Origin of the sequence: Rickettsia typhi str. Wilmington (assembly GCF_000008045.1) — a bacterium.
GTDB classification, from domain to species: domain Bacteria; phylum Pseudomonadota; class Alphaproteobacteria; order Rickettsiales; family Rickettsiaceae; genus Rickettsia; species Rickettsia typhi.
Genome location: NC_006142.1, coordinates 679,690 through 697,600, shown reverse-complemented (window position 1 = coordinate 697,600; position 17,911 = coordinate 679,690). Strand labels below are relative to the sequence as shown.

Below are 17,911 nucleotides of genomic sequence, written 5' to 3'. Positions count from 1 at the left end.
GGTCACTATGTGCCTACAGTAAGTTTTACTACTCTACGCAATCAGACCTTGCAATAATGATATAAAAAAGTCATTCAGCACAGATTATAGTCGCTTGTAGTTATCTACACATGTAATGCCTAGTGTTATAGTTAGTAACGTATTCAATTTATCTAATATATAACCTTTATGAGTTGATTTAAATTTTTAATCATTTGAGTTGTTTTGTAGAGATAAATTTTTTTTGCATTGCTTTTAATACAGCTTGCATAACTTTGGTGCGGCTTATTTTTTCTCAGTGTTGGTTTCTGTAGAGATATTACATTATGGTTCGTATAACTTGTGTATTCTGCTTTTAATTTGGAGTACAAAATCTTTTGTTACTTTATTTTGTGCTGCTTAATGTTCATTTACGCTTATTTGATTATTAAATTTTGTTCAATTCAATATTTTATTGAATGTTATTTATGACAACACTATTAAATACTTATTATTTTTATTAACATATTAATTTATCACTCAAGTGAGTTAATTAAAAATTAATGAGCTTGTATGATAATCAATATATCAAGTATGGACAAAGTTTTCATATACTTTATAATAAATTAAATATAATAGTAATGCTATTGCTCTAGAACTAGAACATTAAAAACAAGGTCTTAATGCTAATTTTGAAAAGTAGTGACAAGTTTTTAATAGCAGTAAAATAGCTTTATTTGTACAAGTCTCCAACAATACAATAAAGTGTCTGTAGAGAAAACTATTCATAGAAAAACCACAAACGAGATAAAATAATATATAATATGACCTTTATTGAAGAATTTATATACAAAGGATATCTTCACCAATGTACTGATTTGGACCAGTTAACTGCTATAACACAAGAAGTCAAGATTGCTGCTTATATAGGTTTTGATTGTACTGCTACATCACTACATATTGGTAGTTTAATGCAGATCATGATATTACGGTTACTTCAGAAACACGGACATACGCCTATTGTTATTATTGGGGGTGGTACTAGTAAAATCGGTGACCCTTCTGGTAAGGAAGTAACACGTAAAGCTTTAACGCAAGAAGATATTAAAAGAAATACTGCAGGGATTAAGAAATCATTATCAAAGTTTATCAAGTTTGGAAAAGATCAGGGTGATGCGATAATACTCGATAATGCAGAATGGTTAGATTCACTCAATTACCTAGATTTCTTACGTGATTTCGGTAGACATTTCTCGGTAAATCGTATGTTAACTATGGATTCGGTAAAACTTAGGCTTGAGCGTTCTCATCATTTAAGCTTTCTAGAATTAAATTATATGTTATTACAAGCATATGATTTTTACTATTTAAGTAAGCATTATAATTGTATCTTGCAACTTGGGGGGAGTGATCAATGGGGCAATATAGTTATTGGTGCTGATTTAATACGTAGAATCAGTGGTAAAGAAGTATTTGGTATGACAACGCCGCTACTTACAACCGCTTCAGGTGCTAAAATGGGAAAAACTGCTGCAGGTGCAGTATGGCTTAATGAAGATCTTCTAAGCCCATATGATTATTATCAATATTGGCGTAACTGCGAAGATGCTGATGTAATAAGATTTGCAAAATTATATAGTGAATTAGATATCATAGAGCTTAATAAATTTGAGCACTTGGTATCTGAAGATATTAATGCTGCTAAAAAACAGCTTGCTTATGAGTTGACAAAGCTTTGCCACGGTGAGCGATTAGCTAAATTAGCTCTAGAAACTGCAGTAAGGATATTTGAGCAAGGAGATATTGATGAAAATCTACATACATTTATTTTAGCACCAGAAATATTACAAGCCGGAATTAGTGCATATAAGTTATTTTACAATGTAAATCTTGCGAGATCTAAGTCAGAAGCACGTAAGATTATACGCGGCAAAGGAGCTAAGATAAATGATCAATTAGTCGAAGATGAGAATATGACAATTGATACTAATTTCTTACTCGACAAGAAAGTTATAAAGCTCTCTGTTGGTAAGAAAAGACATATATTAGTTAAGGTTTAAATATTTTCCTTTATTGCGATACACACTTTAGTTGTAAAATTCTTGTATTGCTTAAATTACTTCTAATTAAAATTCTTATTTTCAATGAGACAGATTGTATATTTTTATCTAATTAACCCTTAAACATAACTTCAATTAATGGTTAAAAAGTCATGACTAAAATAAGACTTGATGAATATTTGCTGCAAAAAGGTCTTGTAACGGATATTACTATAGCACGAAGCTTGATTATCCAAGGTAAAGTACATAACAAACATGAGCAATTAATTAAATCTGGAATGAAGGTGAATATACATGATCAAGATATTAAGGTAAAGTTACCACAGCATAATTATGTTTCAAGAGGTGCATTAAAATTAATTACAGCTTTGGATTATTTTAAAATTGAACCCACAAATTTAGTTTGTATTGATATCGGTAGTAGTACTGGTGGTTTTACCGAAGTATTATTTGAGCGTAAAGCAGCATTAATTTTTGCCGTAGATGTCGGTTATGGTGCACTTCATTCTAAATTACGATATAATCCACAAATTAAAGTGCTTGAGAAGACTAATGCACGATATTTAACAGATAAACAAATTACAACGAAGCCTGATTTAATTGTTTGCGATGCGAGTTTTATTAGCTTAACTACTATATTACCGACTCCACTAAATTTAGCTAAAGAAGATTGCATGCTTATTGCTTTAATAAAACCACAGTTTGAGGTCAAAAAGAATGAAGTAGAGAATAGAGGAATTATTAAAAATCCTCTTTTACATCAAAAGGTATGTGATAAAATTAAGGATTGGCTTGAGCAAGAACATCATTTTCAAATATTTGGTATTATAGAAAGTCCTATACTAGGTACTAAGGGGAATAAAGAGTTTTTAATATGTGGCAAAAGAAATATGGCTATTTCCCTATAATTTGTTGTTAATTTGAATTGTTTTATCAATTATTACATTAATAATTTATAATTACAATGCTTACATGAATTCTTCATTTACTTCTTTCATAAAATATTTTAATTTACATTAATGTATTCATTCTGTATCTATGCGTATTTTATTGTAACATTTTATCCATAATTAGGTGCTAATTTATATCAAATTTATATTATAGAAGAATAATACTAACTTAATTCCTTTTACTACTAATTAGTATATCAGGCTATGTCATCCTAATCAGTATTAAAATAGTAGAAATTTTTGTTTATTTTTACCTTTAATATTATTTTAATGTAAAAAAAACGTCCTAATTAATTTTAGTTGCTCATAAGAGATTTATATTATTAAATAAGGAGTTAAAAAAATTTCTACATTATTTAAGAAATTTCAAATCTTTATTGAATATAGAAAACACTAAGAAAAGAATAAATATAAGCAATGCAAAATTTAAAATTTCACAGGCAGTAATATTTCTACAGAGTTATAGTAACCTGTGGTTAAAGAGTTTCTATCAAATGTAAATCGTGTACCAAGATAGTAATGGAATTAAATAATAGTAGTATGGAAGCACATTTTGTCAGCGTTGAAAAGAACCAAGATTCTGAAAAAATATAGAAATAGAAAGTTTTGAAATTTATAAAAAATCAAAGTTCTTTATGGATAAAATGAACAAAAAGTAATATTTAGTAAATGTGTACAAAGTTATTTCTGTTAAAGTAAGCAAAATATAGTTAATTTACTATATAAAACATGTCCTATGTATTCTTGATACTATAAAAGCACTTATGCCAACGGCATTTTCGTGAGATAGTAATCCTATTACTAGAAAACAAATGAAACAAATTCTAAGTTTTAGGCGTGATTCATGCTACTAGAAATCGTGATAAATTCCATGAGTTAAAATTAACTGAAAATTAACTGATATGGTAGTAATATGTGATACTGAAATTCAGTATATAATGATATATTTTTATACTCAAGATAGTTATAATCATTTCATAAAAGTATTATAATTATTATACTTGTATAATTACTACCTAATTTTTATAGGCCTTTTTAAAAAGGTAAAATCGATGAAATTTGTAGCCCTCATGCTTTTTATAATCATGTAACATATATAGGAGCGAAAATAGTGGTATGCCTCTCAATATAGTGTTAATAAGGATAAGAAATCTCTAAGTGTATAAGAGTGATTCTATAGAGTATTTGTAATTTATGATATGTAGTTTTTTAAAAAAATAAAGTTAAATATTGCTTATATAATCTAATTAGTGTATTTTTATTACGGATAAGCATTATATAAATTATAAATAGGGTGGGTTTATTCCACCTTTTTTATTATAAACATCGTATATGCAAACTATTGAACAACAAATAACAAATATAATAGAAGAATCCTTAACTGATATGGGATTTGAGTTAGTTCTTGTGAAGTTTAAAGGTGTTAATACTAAAGTAGTTGAGATATTGATTGATAGCTTAAACGGTAACAAAATATCTATAGAAGATTGTACTAACGTAAGTAGGACTATTTCTGCTATTCTAGATGTTGAAGATTTAATAGAGGATGCATATTCTTTAGAAGTATCATCAAGTGGTATTGAACGTAAGTTGGTGAAATTTGAAAATTATAATAGGTTTTTAGGAAGAGAAGTTAAAGTCAAACTCAAAGCATTATTGAATGGAAAAACACTTTATCAAGGTAAAATAATTAAAGCTGAGAATAATAAAATATATTTAAAATGTGCAGAACAAGAAGTATTAATTGATTTTAATTTAATTAAAAATGCCAATCTGGTTTTAACTGAAGAAGTATTTAAAAAATTATTAGGTTCTTGAAAATTTTCTAATTAATGTATTATTTTGAGGAATTTTTGAGCACAAAGCACAAATTCAATATAAATTATAAGATTTTTGAAGAGATAGTTATTAATTTTTTAAAAAATTTTATAATTTATAGCAAATAATAACTAGAAATCTTTATAGAACCTAAAAACTAGTAAGAGATAATGTATGTCTAATATATATAATGTAGAAATTTTACAAATTATAGATTCTGTAGCACGTGAGAAAGGAATATCAAAAGAAATTTTGATTGCAACCGTTGAACAAGCTATACAAGTAGCAGGACGGAAAAAATATGGTAATGAATATAATATTAAAGCGCAGATAAATAGGAAAACCGGTGAGATAAATCTTTTGAGGATCTTAAAAATAGTAGAAGATGTAGAAGATTATTTAACGCAAATTTCACTTGAAGATGCTTTAGTAAAAAATCCGGAAGCTAAAATCGGTGATGAGATATATGAATATTTACCACCAATTGATTATGCTAGAGTATCGGCACAAGCTGCAAAACAAGTTATAACTCAACGTGTTATAGAAGCTGAACGTGAAAAACAATATAATGATTTTAAAGATAGAAAAGGTGACATTATAAATGGAATAGTTAAGAGGATAGAATACGGTGATATAATAGTTGACTTAGGTCGTGCTGAAGCAATAATAAAAAAAGATCAGTTAATTAAGGGTGAACACTTTAAACCTAATGACCGTATAAAAGCATATGTACAGGATGTAAGGCAAGAAACAAAGGGGCCACAAATTTTCTTGTCTAGAGTAGATAACAAAATGTTGGTTAAGTTATTTAAGTTAGAGGTTCCTGAAATTCTTGAAGATATTATTCAAGTAAAATCAGTAGCACGTGATCCAGGTTCAAAAGCAAAAATAGCAGTATTTGCTTCGGATAGTAGTATAGATCCAGTAGGTTCGTGCGTAGGTATTAGAGGTAATAGAGTAAAAGCTGTAACAAATGAGTTAAATGGCGAGAAAATTGATATAGTATTATGGAGTAATGATCTTGCACAGTTTATAGTTAATTCTCTTGTGCCTCTTGCACCAAGTGAAATTACAAAAATTTTGATTGATGAGGATAGTCATAAGGTAGAAGTAGTAGTGTCGCAAGAAAATCAAAGTATTGCAATAGGTAGAAGAGGGCAGAATGTTCGCTTAGCTTCTAAGCTAACCGGTTGGAATATCGATATAATGACCGAAGAGCAAGAATCAAAAAGAAGAAATGAAGAATTCTCAACTTCTACGGAATTATTTATGGAAGCTTTAGATGTTGAAGAAGTTATAGGTCAGCTTTTATCGGTAACAGGCTTTAATTCTGTAGAACAAATTGCTAGTAGTGAGATTAGTACTTTAACAAGAATTGAAGGTTTTGAGGAAGAGCTTGCTGTAGAGATCAAAAATCGAGCTATTCGTTATGTAGATCTAAAAAATGAACAGATTATCAAAAAGCTGGAAGAGTTGGGTGTTGAGCAAGAATTAATAGATATATTAGAATTACCGCTTGAATTAATATTAAAGTTTGCCGAATATGGTATAAAGACAATAGAAGATTTGGGAGAGATGAGTGTAAATGAATTTAAAAATTTGGCTCCAAATTCTAATATAACGGATGATAATATTAAATTATTGATTAAAACTGCTAGACATCATGGTGAATTAAAGGATAGTTAGTAGGTTAAATATAATGCATATGTTATGCCTTCGAAAAGTTTAAGTTGTGGTATAGCATAGCCATTGTAATAATATGACAGAGTAATTTGTAAATTAATCCAAGGATATTTGATTAGATTGCCTCACAGTTTATTGCTGTTTGCAATGAATAGAAAATACTGCTATACTTCTAACGTTTCTATGGGAATGATTATTAAGTAGTAGATGGAAAAACAGGAATACAAAATATGACGGATAACCAGGAAATCAAACCCAAAAAGTTGACACTTGGCAATTCAAAATTATTGCTTAATAAGTCTTTTGATTCTCTTACAGGAGTTCAAAGTTTTGTGAATGCTAAATCTAAAACGTTAGTAGAGGTTAGAAAAAGTTCTATCGGTAGTACTACTACAATTTCATTAAATAAAGAAAGGAATAGCTTAGATCAAACTGTTATTGATTCTAATAAAGAAGAATTTAATAGACGTTTATCCATTCTAAAAAAAGCTGCTGAGCAATCTAAGTTATATGATTCTGCGCAAATCAGTACTTTAAGTAAACTTGCAAGTATTAACCAGTCTGTTAACTCAAAAAATGAACAATTCACAACTGATAAAGCAGTGGAACAAAAGCAGCAAGATATCGAAGATACTAAAGTAGAAATTGGTACTAAAATTGTTCAAGATGATGAAGATATACGCTCACAAATACCTAACAAGAAAAAAGAAACTTTTGCCAAGTCTCTGTTAGTAGGAATGCGAACACGTTATGGTATAGAAGCAGAGTCAGCATTAGAAAAAATAGGAGATAATAAAGTAGTTGTTCCAAAGATTAAGCTAGAAGAACCAAAAAAATTTAAAAAAGCTGATCTTTTCAATATGCTTAGTGACGACGAAAATGGCAGTGGTAGAACTAGAAGTCTTGCTTCTATAAAAAGAGCTAGAGAAAAAGAAAAGCGTAAGTTAGTATCACAAATACCTGAGAAAGTATATAGGGAAGTAACAATACCAGAAGTTATTGGAGTTGGTGATCTTGCAAATGCTATGTCTGAAAGGGTAGCTGATGTAATTAAAGAATTAATGAAACTCGGTATTCTAGCAAATGCTAGCCAAACAATAGATGCTGATACTGCGGAGCTAGTTGCAACAAATTTAGGACATACCGTAACAAGAGTTCAAGAATCAGATGTTGAAAATGTTTTAATTAATGATGATAAGGTTGAGGATTTAAGAACACGAGCTCCAGTTGTTACAGTTATGGGGCATGTTGATCATGGTAAAACCTCATTGCTTGATGCTCTTAAATCTACGGATATTGCTGCAGGTGAGCTAGGCGGTATTACCCAACATATCGGTGCTTATAGGGTGACTCTTTCAGATTGTAAAGCAATTACTTTTATTGATACTCCAGGACATGAAGCTTTTTCAGAAATGCGTTCAAGAGGTGCTAAAGTAACAGATATAGTTATTATAGTTGTTGCAGCAGATGACGGAATCAAAACGCAAACTGTTGAGGCGATTAATCATGCTAAGGCAGCTGGGGTTCCGATAATTGTAGCTATTAATAAGATTGATAAACCTGATATTGACATTGAGCGTATCAAGAACGAATTATATGTGCATGAAATTATAGGTGAGGAAGCAGGTGGTGATGTTATTTTTATTCCTATTTCGGCACTAAAGAAAATTAATTTAGACAAACTCGAAGAAGCAATTTTATTAATTTCAGAAATGCAGGATTTAAAGGCAAGCCCTTTTGGTTTAGCTGCTGGTGTTGTAATCGAATCAAAAATTGAAAAAGGTAGAGGAACACTAACTACTATATTAGTTCAGCGTGGAACTTTAAGAAATGGTGATATTATAATAGCAGGGACTTCTTACGGTAAAGTTAAAAAGATGATTAATGATAAGGGGCGAGAAATATTAGAAGCAACTCCATCTGTTCCTGTAGAAATCCAAGGTTTGAACGAAGTGCCCTTTGCAGGTGATCAATTTAATGTAGTGCAAAATGAAAAACAAGCAAAAGATATCGCTGAATATAGAATACGTCTTGCTAAAGAGAAAAAAATATCTGTTACATCGCGTTCAAGTTTAGAAGAATTGCTTTTAAAAGCTTCTGGTAATAGTAAAATTAAGGAATTACCTTTAATTATTAAATGTGATGTACAAGGGTCCATTGAAGCTATTGCAGGTAGCTTATTAAAATTACCGAGTGATGAGATAAAACTTCGTATACTTCATAGCGGTGTAGGTCCAATAACGGAATCTGATGTATCTCTTGCACATGTTTCCTCTGCTATTGTTGTTGGCTTTAACGTTAGGGCTGGGACAAACGCCTTAACTGCCGCAGAAAAAACAAAAGTTGATATTAGATATTATAGTATAATATATAATTTAATTGATGACGTAAAAGCTATTATGAGTGGTATGCTTGATCCGATAGTTCGAGAACAGTATATAGGTAGTGTAGAAATTAGACAAGTATTTAATATTACCAAAATAGGTAAAATTGCCGGTAGCTATGTAACTAAAGGGATTATTAAAAAAGGAGCTGGAGTACGCTTATTACGTGATAATGTAGTAATTCATGCAGGAAAACTAAAAACTTTAAAACGTTTTAAAGATGAAGTTAAAGAAGTGCGAGAAGGATATGAGTGTGGTATAGCATTTGAAAATTATGAAGATATTAGAGAAGGAGATACAGTTGAAGTTTTTGAGTTAGTGCAAGAACAGAGACAATTATAATATAGTGTTTTTATTATACCATGATTTGATTGCTCTGTTATTGTGTAAAAAATGAACATTTTGACGAAATAATGTAATACCAAAACTTGATATTTTCCTGTTCTTTTTCATTGTAGCATTGTGTATTTATATCACTTATGAAACAAGCTGCTACAGCAGTGGAATAAATTAAAGATCAATCTAGTGTTAAATTTTGCAATTTTTAGAGATTTAAGATTTATGTAATATAAATGAGTAATGCAACAACATTATACTGCATCAAGTTGATATCAAATATTTTTTTTGTAAGTAATGATATATGAATTTTAGTTATATGATAGCTTAGTATCGCCTGTACAGTTTTGTGTTAATGATCATTTACTAGCATATTCCTTTACAATTTACTCAATTTAATATAATTGAAAAATTAATAATTATTAGCATTCTTCTTTACCTATTAATCATTTCTATTATTATCAAGTACTGTTTTTAAGAAATGAGACAACATGATGGTAATTTATGTGAAATTTAGTTAAACATAGTACTTAAATCCAGTATCATATCTTGCTAATTCTGAATTTGAGTTCATAGTAAAACAAACTACTAATCAAGAAAGATAAAACTGATGTATGAGCAGCAGCTTTAGATAATTCAATAATAATCGGTCTTACGAAAAAAATGCGAGATGTCATAAAAAATAGTAAAAGAACAATCTAATTCTCATTGGTTTAATATTAGAAGATTTAGAGATATTTAAAATGAGTGTGATTGTAGTGAAAATCCACTAATAATCATGAGTTTTCATTATTAAAAACAGTTTATGGTTTTGGAGTCAAGAGTTATAATTTTATACTGAATACATTTAGTATTATTTGTTTTAATAATAACGCTGAAGGAATATTGCATATTTTATATTAACTTATATCTCTTTCTGATAATGAGTGAGTAGAAGTTGAAAATGAATGAGGTGTACGTTTTTGAAAATATGGCATATGCATAGTTTGCATAATTAATTAATAATATTTCTGATGAGCATGTAGATAAATTAGTTAATTATATTTTACAAAAACATTTTAAGAGATTAATGCAATTCATTATTTTAGTTAAATTTATTTGAGAAGTGGAAGAAAAACTTCAAATTTTAATATTTTACCAAATCAAAATTTAACAAGAATGCTTGATACTATTTCATAGTAACATTAATTTGCTAATGCCTCAGAAGTATAATAATAACTAAAACTATTGAATAAGATCACAATAATTTTTTAAAATCATTAGTTAAGCAAATACTAACATTAATACATGATAAGAGGTAAGAATCATATGACGTATCTTCATGTGATTCCGGTTTTAGTTTTGGCAATTGTAATAGAAATATCAGGAAATAAAGTAGAAAACTTTAATAGTGCTTTGGCCACAAATATATTAGGTAATGATTTTAGATTTTTTGATGATGTGATGTATTATTGTACACAAAAATTTATTTCTACTTTTAGTAATTTTATTGTAATCTTTTTAGATGTTATTTATTTATATCATTGGCGTGTGTCACAAGCGTAATCTACTGCATAATGCAGTATCTTAATAATGTGACACATAATAAAGCTACTAATAATTTCATTGAATCTTATAGTCAAGTTACAGTATGATAGAGTTGAAATTGATTTACGAAGCAATACCTTTTCGAGTGAGTGGAGATAATATAAAATAAATACACCATGCAACAATATTATCTTTAACTATAATCTAATCTATTGTTCTTTTAGCATCAGGTGGACGTATATAAAGTGGTGCAATAGAGTTATTTAACTTGATATTTCTAGGCAACATAGTCGTAATATATTTACAAATCACCCAAGCTTTAACTCGTGTAAATCTTGGCAATGTTATTATGTGAGATAAATACATAATTTTGTGATATATAAATTCAAGTCCACTACCGCAGCACACTATATTACCTTGTTCTTTTGTAAGACATTTTATAGCATACTCGTAATTTATCAATAATGGTTCTTCTCTTTTACCTGACTTATGGAAAACTTGCATATAAAGCTGTAAGCGATAAGCGTTTAAAAAGACATATATTTTATCATAGTTTTTTACTTGGGTTATAGCTCTAAAGTACGCATATTCGAAATTGCTAACCACTACCGCTTTAATATTTTTCTTGGCAAATAATATACCTTTAGCACTAGCAAGTCCTATCCTAATACCGGTAAAGCTACCAGGTCCATTAGTTACTGCTAAATAATCTAGATCATCATATGAAAATTGAGCTGATTGCATCACATCTTCTATCATAGGCATTAAATTTTCTGCTTGCATAGCAGGACCTAATGCTTCTATATATTTAAGAATATTATCATTTTCAGATATTGCAACCGATGTAGTATTATTTGCTGTGTCAAATGCTAGTATTTTCAAGGTATTAATTATGAAATTGATGAATAAAATTCAAAATGCTTTTTATAGATGCTATTTTAAATAAAAATATTACTTCACCTTTATGTTTACATCTTTTTGTTTGTACTCGTATAAAGTGCTTAGATGAATTACAATAAGATATGCACAATTAAGTTGAGAAACATGTAATTATTTTTTAATATCAATTATTATCATTTTTAGTTTTCCTCTTTTTATATATCTTTTTTATGATTTTCATCTCTTTGATTGATTGTAGATTAATATCTATTTTATTCCTTATAAAGATAATGTTTCTTTTTAACAAATAGATGCTGATTTGCTATGAAATTTAAGTTAAAACAAAATATACTAATAAATAACATGCATTCTGCTGCATTTTATCTTTAGATATCAATCTAATTTTAAAGTGTACAATACATAAAGTAACTCGGTATAATAGTCTGATTTAGTCTATAATGCTAAACACCACATAATTTGTCATCTTCGAAATATGTGCTTGCTTAATAAAATTTTAAAATAAAAGAGGCATTATAAATAATTTCACTATGAAGTCAAATATTAGTTATATACTCTATAAACTCTTTGCGTGCTTCGACTTGTCTATTATTATGAAATAAATATCTATTAAAAAAATAGTTTGTTAGAGTTAAAGCTTGTTTTTTTTCTTCTAATGTAATTTTACTATCTTCTGAAAGTAAAAATTTTGGTAAGATCAATAGTTTATCTCTATAAGGTTTCCCTACTTTATATGATAATGCTCGAGCTGATTTAGGTGATACATAGGTTAAATCAGTTGTAACATGGCTAACACAACACTTAGTAAGATCAATCTTATAACCAGTCTCAGCAAGTAAATTTAGTTCAAAATTAATATAGTCACGAAAACAAAAATTCTTGGATAAATTATCTAAATAGTTAATTAGAAATGCAAAAAAAATAGAATGTTCTTCTCTTTCATGGAATAATTCTTGGATTAAAAATTTAACAGAATTAAATGCATATAATTTAGCTTTATTTATTATAAAATAACCTGTGTAAGATTTAATGAGTTCACATTTAGCAATGCCGATATGTTCGTGTAATCTTGCTTGCCAAAGAAAATCTACAATATTGCCTTCTTGATATATAAATTTGTTTTTTTTTGAAGATGCTTTTATAACTCCAGAATATAAACCATGATTTTTAGTAAAAACTCTAATAATAAATGTATTTTCTTTTAAAGGTTTTTTTGAAATTATCACCCCTATATCTTTGATATTCATGATTTTTCTCGATGTTATAGTATAACTTGAACTTTAAAAACTAAAATTTTAAGGATTATACCTTATTAAGTTATAGGATAATGATGGATTCAGTAAACTACTTAATAATCTCTGAGCTTCTTCAGAAGCCCCTATATATACTATATTCTTATACCCTAGTTTGATTGCAGTAAATAAAGCAGCGTGATCCTTTCCTACATTTACAGTTAGTGATAAAACTTTTTTAGGAAATTCTCTTCTTAAAGTTTTAAACATGTAATCAATTACTAGCATACCGTAATATTTTACGCTAGAGTCATAATTTGTTAATATCAGCGGTTCTTCTATACTATATAAAAAATTACGCGCTTCTTCCAAATTTTTTATTTTATACACTATACTCATTTAATTATCTCTTTTAGATCCTGTAAATGTGTACAGGAACATATAAAGTCATATGTTAAATTTTCAAGTTTAGAGCAAATAACCTTATTAAATCCAAGTTTTACAGCTTCTTTTATTCTTGTTTCTGCTTTTGCAGTTTTTCTTATTTCTCCTGATAAACTTATTTCACCGAAAAATACGCTATGTTCTGGTAGTGGTATGCTAGTTGCCGCAGATATTAAACTTGCTGCTACTGCTAAATCAGAGGCAGGATCAGTAATTTTAAGCCCTCCAGCTATACTTAAATATATTTCATAGTTAGCAAGATTAAGTCCTATCCTACTACTAAGTACAGCAAGTATCATTGATAATCTGTTTGCGTCCCAACCTACAGCAGAACGTTTAGGAGTTAGCATATTTGATGGTACTATGAGTGCCTGTACTTCCATAAGTAACGGTCTTGAACCCTCGACACCTGCAAAAATAGATGTACCTACAACGTTATGCTCTCGCTTCATTAAAAACAGTTCAGAGTGATTTGTTACTTCAAGAATACCGCTACTACTCATTTCAAATACCCCTATTTCACCAATACTGCCAAAACGGTTTTTATATGAGCGTAGAATACGAAAATGATTATTATGATCTCCCTCAAAATATAATACTGTATCAACTAAATGCTCAAGTATCTTAGGGCCTGCTATTTGTCCATCCTTAGTTACATGACAGCTTAATAAAATAATTATATTATTTTGTTTAGAATAATTAACAAGCTCATTTGCGCATGTACGAATTTGTGATACAGTACCTGGAGGTGATGATAATTCTTTTGTTGTAATTGTTTGAATAGAATCAATAACTACTAGATCAATATTATTGTTATTATCATCTATACTTGCAATAATATCTTCTAAATTAGTAGCTGCTAAAATAGCCGTATTATAGTTAGTTATGTTTAGTCTTATTGCTCTTAATTTTATTTGGTCTAAAGATTCTTCACCTGTTATATATAAGCACCGCATTTTTGATTCAAAGTTACTTGCTGTTAGCTGTAGTAATAAAGTAGATTTACCTATACCAGGCTCTCCTCCTATTAATATAGCAGAACCAAGTACTAAACCCCCGCCCAAGACTCTATTTAATTCACTTATAGGTGTGGAGATGCGTAACGGTTCAGATACGTCACATGAAAGTTTATCGAAAGTTTGTTTGCTACCGGTAATAATTGATTTATTTGTGCTTATTATCTCTTCGACAATACTACCCCATACACCGCAATCAAAGCACTGTCCTGACCATTTGTGACTAATATTTGCACAGTTAGAACATATATAATGCTTTTTATCTCTTGTCATGTTAAACTTATCCTTTGTTATGCAGTTGCTTGAATTGAACACTGCATCCAAAAATATACTAATTTAGTATTTAAAACTGATATTTGAGATCAAATTAGCTAGGATGATCACTATACCTCAAGACCAACAGCTTACTTTTACCATATAGTTTTGTGCGTATAATTTCAATATTTTTATCTAAAGCATAATCATCTGTTTTAGACATTTCAATAACTATTATAGTACCGTTTTTCAGCCAGTTATTTTTTATAAGCAATTTCATTACTTTAGGTACTATATCCTTATTATAAGGCGGGTCTATAAATACAAGATCAAAAGCTTTATTAGACATATCCCAAAACTGCGATTTTAGACGTAATTTGTAGGCCATGTTAGTATTCTTATGTTCAGATATTCCTATATATGATGTTGCGGTATTGATAAATTCATTTCTGTACGTTTGTTTAGTGAGATATCTAGTAGTTTTCTGTAGATTTAAAGCATTAATATTAATGAAATGAACATTATTCTCAATGTTTAGAGATTTAGCAAATCCTGCAGCTATTTTTAATGCAGATGTATCAATATCAATTAAGGTAGCAAAGCCTGCTCCTCTTGATAAGCTTTCAAAAGCAAGACTACCGCTACCGGCAAATAAATCAAGAATTTGTGTATTTTCGTTAAATAGTTTTTTATCTATAAACTCACCAGAGGTTAATATACTAAATATTGCCTCTTTCAGTCTAGCAGTAGAAGGACGATATTTAATATTTTTAGCAGTAGGTATAATTTGATTTTTATATTTACCTGATATTATTTTTAACACTTATTTTGTTTACTTTGCTTTTTTGTATATTGTACCGGCAAGTCATTGGTCTTGAGTACTTGCCTTATAAATTTGCCACTCATGTGATATATTTTGCCATAAAAGCATTTTCAAGGCTAGTAGCAACTATTATTTACTTGATTTGGAAGTGTAATTAAAATATTAAATACGTTTGTACTGGTCGCATTAAGTAAATTGATATACACATAGTATTGTCTATAGTTTTGTGCATTAGAGCTTTCAAAATGAGCAAAATCTCAATTACATGCAATATTAAGATTCTATAAAATCCTTACAAAACATAATATATTTTGATGTTAAGATCAGTACAATATTACCTGATAAATTAATTTTTGAGAGATTATGCAATATGTATTTTTTCTATAAAATTTTTCTCAACAAAAATTTGGTAATTTGGTATAAGATTCTTTCCATACTTTAATTTAGTTAAATTAGATAAAATTTAGAGGAAGTAAACCTTTCTTTATTAATAAGATTTTATTTTTTCTATCTATTATCTATATAATTAGTCAATTTGTTGCTAATTATTTTTTTAAGTATTTTATTACTTATTTCCTTATAATCTCCTGGTTTTAGATTGCCAATTTTTAAAGCACCATATTGAACTCTAATTAATTTGTTCACTTTAAGACCAAAATACTCAAATATTCGTCTAATTTCACGATTTTTCCCTTCAAATAAAACTACTTCAAACCAAGAATTATTTTTATTTTGTCTAAGTAATTTTATCGAATATGGATTATAAAATATTCCGTCAATTTTTAAATTGTTATAATTATTTTTTAGTAAAAAATTAGCATTTCCATATGCCCTAACATTATAGACTCGCTTTAACTTACTTGAAGGCATTTCAAACTGGTGAGCTAAATCACCGCTATTAGTGAGTAATAACAAACCTTCGCTATTTAAATCAAGTCTACCGATTGAAATAACACGTGGCAAACCTATTAGTTGTTCAAAAACAGTTTTACGCGATAATGGATCTTTATGAGTAGTAATTAGACCAATCGGCTTGTAATAAATCCAAAGTCTTGGTTTTTGTATATTATTGATTAATCTACCTGATACTTCGATTTGATTACTAATGTCAACATTTGTAGCTGGTGATAAAATTGTAATGCCATCTATTTTTACCTTTCCTCCAACTATCAGCTTTTCAGCATTGCGTCTAGAACACACTCCTGCGTTACTAATTATTTTGGCTAATCTATACATCTTTAAATATATTAAATTTAAATATACATTTTTTCTAATCAGTTTTTATAGGTAACATTTATACTTCGAGCCAGTACTTGCATCTTCATATATGTTTCTATACCTACTTTAAATTTTTCTCTATAAGCTAGTAGAGAAGAAGAGTGGTAAAGAATATTTAAAATACCATTCAAAAGCAATTAATAATTTGACATATTTTCAACACAATGAAACAAATATTAATTTTTACTTAAACTTTTTATTAAATTTTGTTTGCTCTTTTTAATTCTCTTTTCTTTAATTTAGGTACTTATATTAGGCATTATAGAACTACCTAATTAGTAAAATAAGGTATTATGGTATAATATCTATTAATCATTATAGTATTGATGATAGTATTGATGTGCACAATTTGATTGATAATGTATTTTAATTTAAATTAATTTAGATCTTAACATTTCAGTTAATCAAGATTTTATGGTATTGGGAAAACATTTTTAGGACATGACTCTCAAATTAATGTAAGACTTCTTTTTATATGTTTTACTTGTAGTATTTATATATAATGTAAGTTACAGAAATTATTAGCTTTAAATGCAAGTATCACCTATACATAATTTGTATTATTAATATCTAACATTTTATCAGTCAATAATTACAAGTAATATAGAATTTAGTCATGCTATTAAGTCATTAAGTAATATCGCAAAGTTGTATACAATTTTTAATTTGAATTCTTATGATTGTATTGCTATGTAAATATTTGGATTAATAATATGATTATACCCTTCTCTTAACCATATACTGATATTTAATGTAGTAATTAGTAATGTAACTTGCCGCTTTTATTAGTATAATTACTTTTGTATCAGTAGCAAATGCTTTTATGATAATTTTTTTGTTTTAATATATGATTTATTACAGTATTACCATCTTTATCTATTATAAAAGCAAAGATAAATCGTTTTGATTATTTGGTATTACAAAAACAATATCTAATTATTGTATCATGATCGTGATGCTTATAATGCGCTATAGCCTCATATATTTATGAAATAATTATTAATAGATAATATAGTAAATATTTAGGAAATAATGGATAAATATCATGGTATATACAAGCATGTACAAATCTCAAGACTAGAAGAGGGTACAATAATCAAGTCAAACGTAGTAGCTTAGTGTAACTTTGTCGTAATAACAATAATATGATACTTGATAATAAAATTAGTATAATAAATACAAGTTAAACATCGTTATTGCAAGAAGAATTATATTTTATTAAGAAATTAAGTTAATGCTTATTTACAAAA

Annotated in this window: 12 protein-coding genes; 6 read left to right on the top strand and 6 right to left on the bottom strand. The window is 28.3% G+C overall.

What is annotated here, in order from left to right; translation table 11 throughout:
• The first annotated feature begins 782 nt into the window (after positions 1-782).
• The 6 genes from tyrS (at position 783) to RT_RS02670 (ending at position 10,734) form a co-directional block, all read left to right on the top strand.
• The gene (gene tyrS / locus RT_RS02695; RefSeq protein WP_011190994.1) at positions 783-2,018 is read left to right on the top strand and encodes a tyrosine--tRNA ligase; all 1,236 of its coding nucleotides are present in this window, start codon (positions 783-785) and stop codon (positions 2,016-2,018) included.
• A gap of 152 nt (positions 2,019-2,170) precedes the next feature.
• Positions 2,171-2,926 (top strand): TlyA family RNA methyltransferase, encoded by a 756-nt coding sequence (locus RT_RS02690; RefSeq protein ID WP_011190993.1) that lies wholly within the window; start codon positions 2,171-2,173, stop codon positions 2,924-2,926.
• Between the two features lie 1,374 nt (positions 2,927-4,300).
• Positions 4,301-4,786 (top strand): ribosome maturation factor RimP, encoded by a 486-nt coding sequence (rimP, locus tag RT_RS02685; RefSeq protein ID WP_011190991.1) that lies wholly within the window; start codon positions 4,301-4,303, stop codon positions 4,784-4,786.
• Positions 4,787-4,960: 174 nt separating this feature from the next.
• Entirely contained in the window at positions 4,961-6,472 is a 1,512-nt protein-coding gene (nusA, locus tag RT_RS02680; RefSeq protein WP_011190990.1) for a transcription termination factor NusA, read from the top strand.
• Between the two features lie 227 nt (positions 6,473-6,699).
• A complete protein-coding gene (infB, locus tag RT_RS02675) occupies positions 6,700-9,195 on the top strand; it encodes a translation initiation factor IF-2 (RefSeq protein ID WP_011190989.1) in 2,496 nt (831 codons plus the stop codon).
• Positions 9,196-10,512: 1,317 nt separating this feature from the next.
• The gene (locus RT_RS02670; protein WP_225969862.1) at positions 10,513-10,734 is read left to right on the top strand and encodes a hypothetical protein; all 222 of its coding nucleotides are present in this window, start codon (positions 10,513-10,515) and stop codon (positions 10,732-10,734) included.
• Between the two features lie 186 nt (positions 10,735-10,920).
• On the opposite strand, the gene tsaB is transcribed toward RT_RS02670, so the two are convergent.
• The 6 genes from tsaB to RT_RS02640 all read right to left on the bottom strand — a co-directional run bounded on the left by tsaB (position 10,921) and on the right by RT_RS02640 (position 16,619).
• The gene (gene tsaB, locus RT_RS02665) at positions 10,921-11,598 is read right to left on the bottom strand and encodes a tRNA (adenosine(37)-N6)-threonylcarbamoyltransferase complex dimerization subunit type 1 TsaB (RefSeq protein ID WP_011190987.1); all 678 of its coding nucleotides are present in this window, start codon (positions 11,596-11,598) and stop codon (positions 10,921-10,923) included.
• Between the two features lie 551 nt (positions 11,599-12,149).
• Positions 12,150-12,860, bottom strand: a complete 711-nt coding sequence (gene recO / locus RT_RS02660; protein ID WP_011190986.1) for a DNA repair protein RecO — start codon at positions 12,858-12,860, stop codon at positions 12,150-12,152.
• Between the two features lie 48 nt (positions 12,861-12,908).
• Positions 12,909-13,244: a hypothetical protein gene (locus tag RT_RS02655; protein ID WP_011190985.1), complete on the bottom strand. Its 336-nt coding sequence runs from the start codon at positions 13,242-13,244 to the stop codon at positions 12,909-12,911.
• Positions 13,241-14,578 carry a DNA repair protein RadA gene (gene radA / locus RT_RS02650; protein ID WP_011190984.1) on the bottom strand — a complete coding sequence of 446 codons (1,338 nt, stop codon included), beginning with the start codon at positions 14,576-14,578 and terminating at the stop codon, positions 13,241-13,243. The genes RT_RS02655 and radA overlap by 4 nt, the downstream gene beginning before the upstream one ends.
• Positions 14,579-14,672: 94 nt before the next feature.
• On the bottom strand, positions 14,673-15,383 hold the full coding sequence (locus tag RT_RS02645; protein WP_011190983.1) for an RsmD family RNA methyltransferase: 711 nt from the start codon (positions 15,381-15,383) through the stop codon (positions 14,673-14,675).
• A gap of 507 nt (positions 15,384-15,890) precedes the next feature.
• On the bottom strand, positions 15,891-16,619 hold the full coding sequence (locus tag RT_RS02640; RefSeq protein WP_011190982.1) for a pseudouridine synthase: 729 nt from the start codon (positions 16,617-16,619) through the stop codon (positions 15,891-15,893).
• Positions 16,620-17,911: the final 1,292 nt, after the last annotated feature.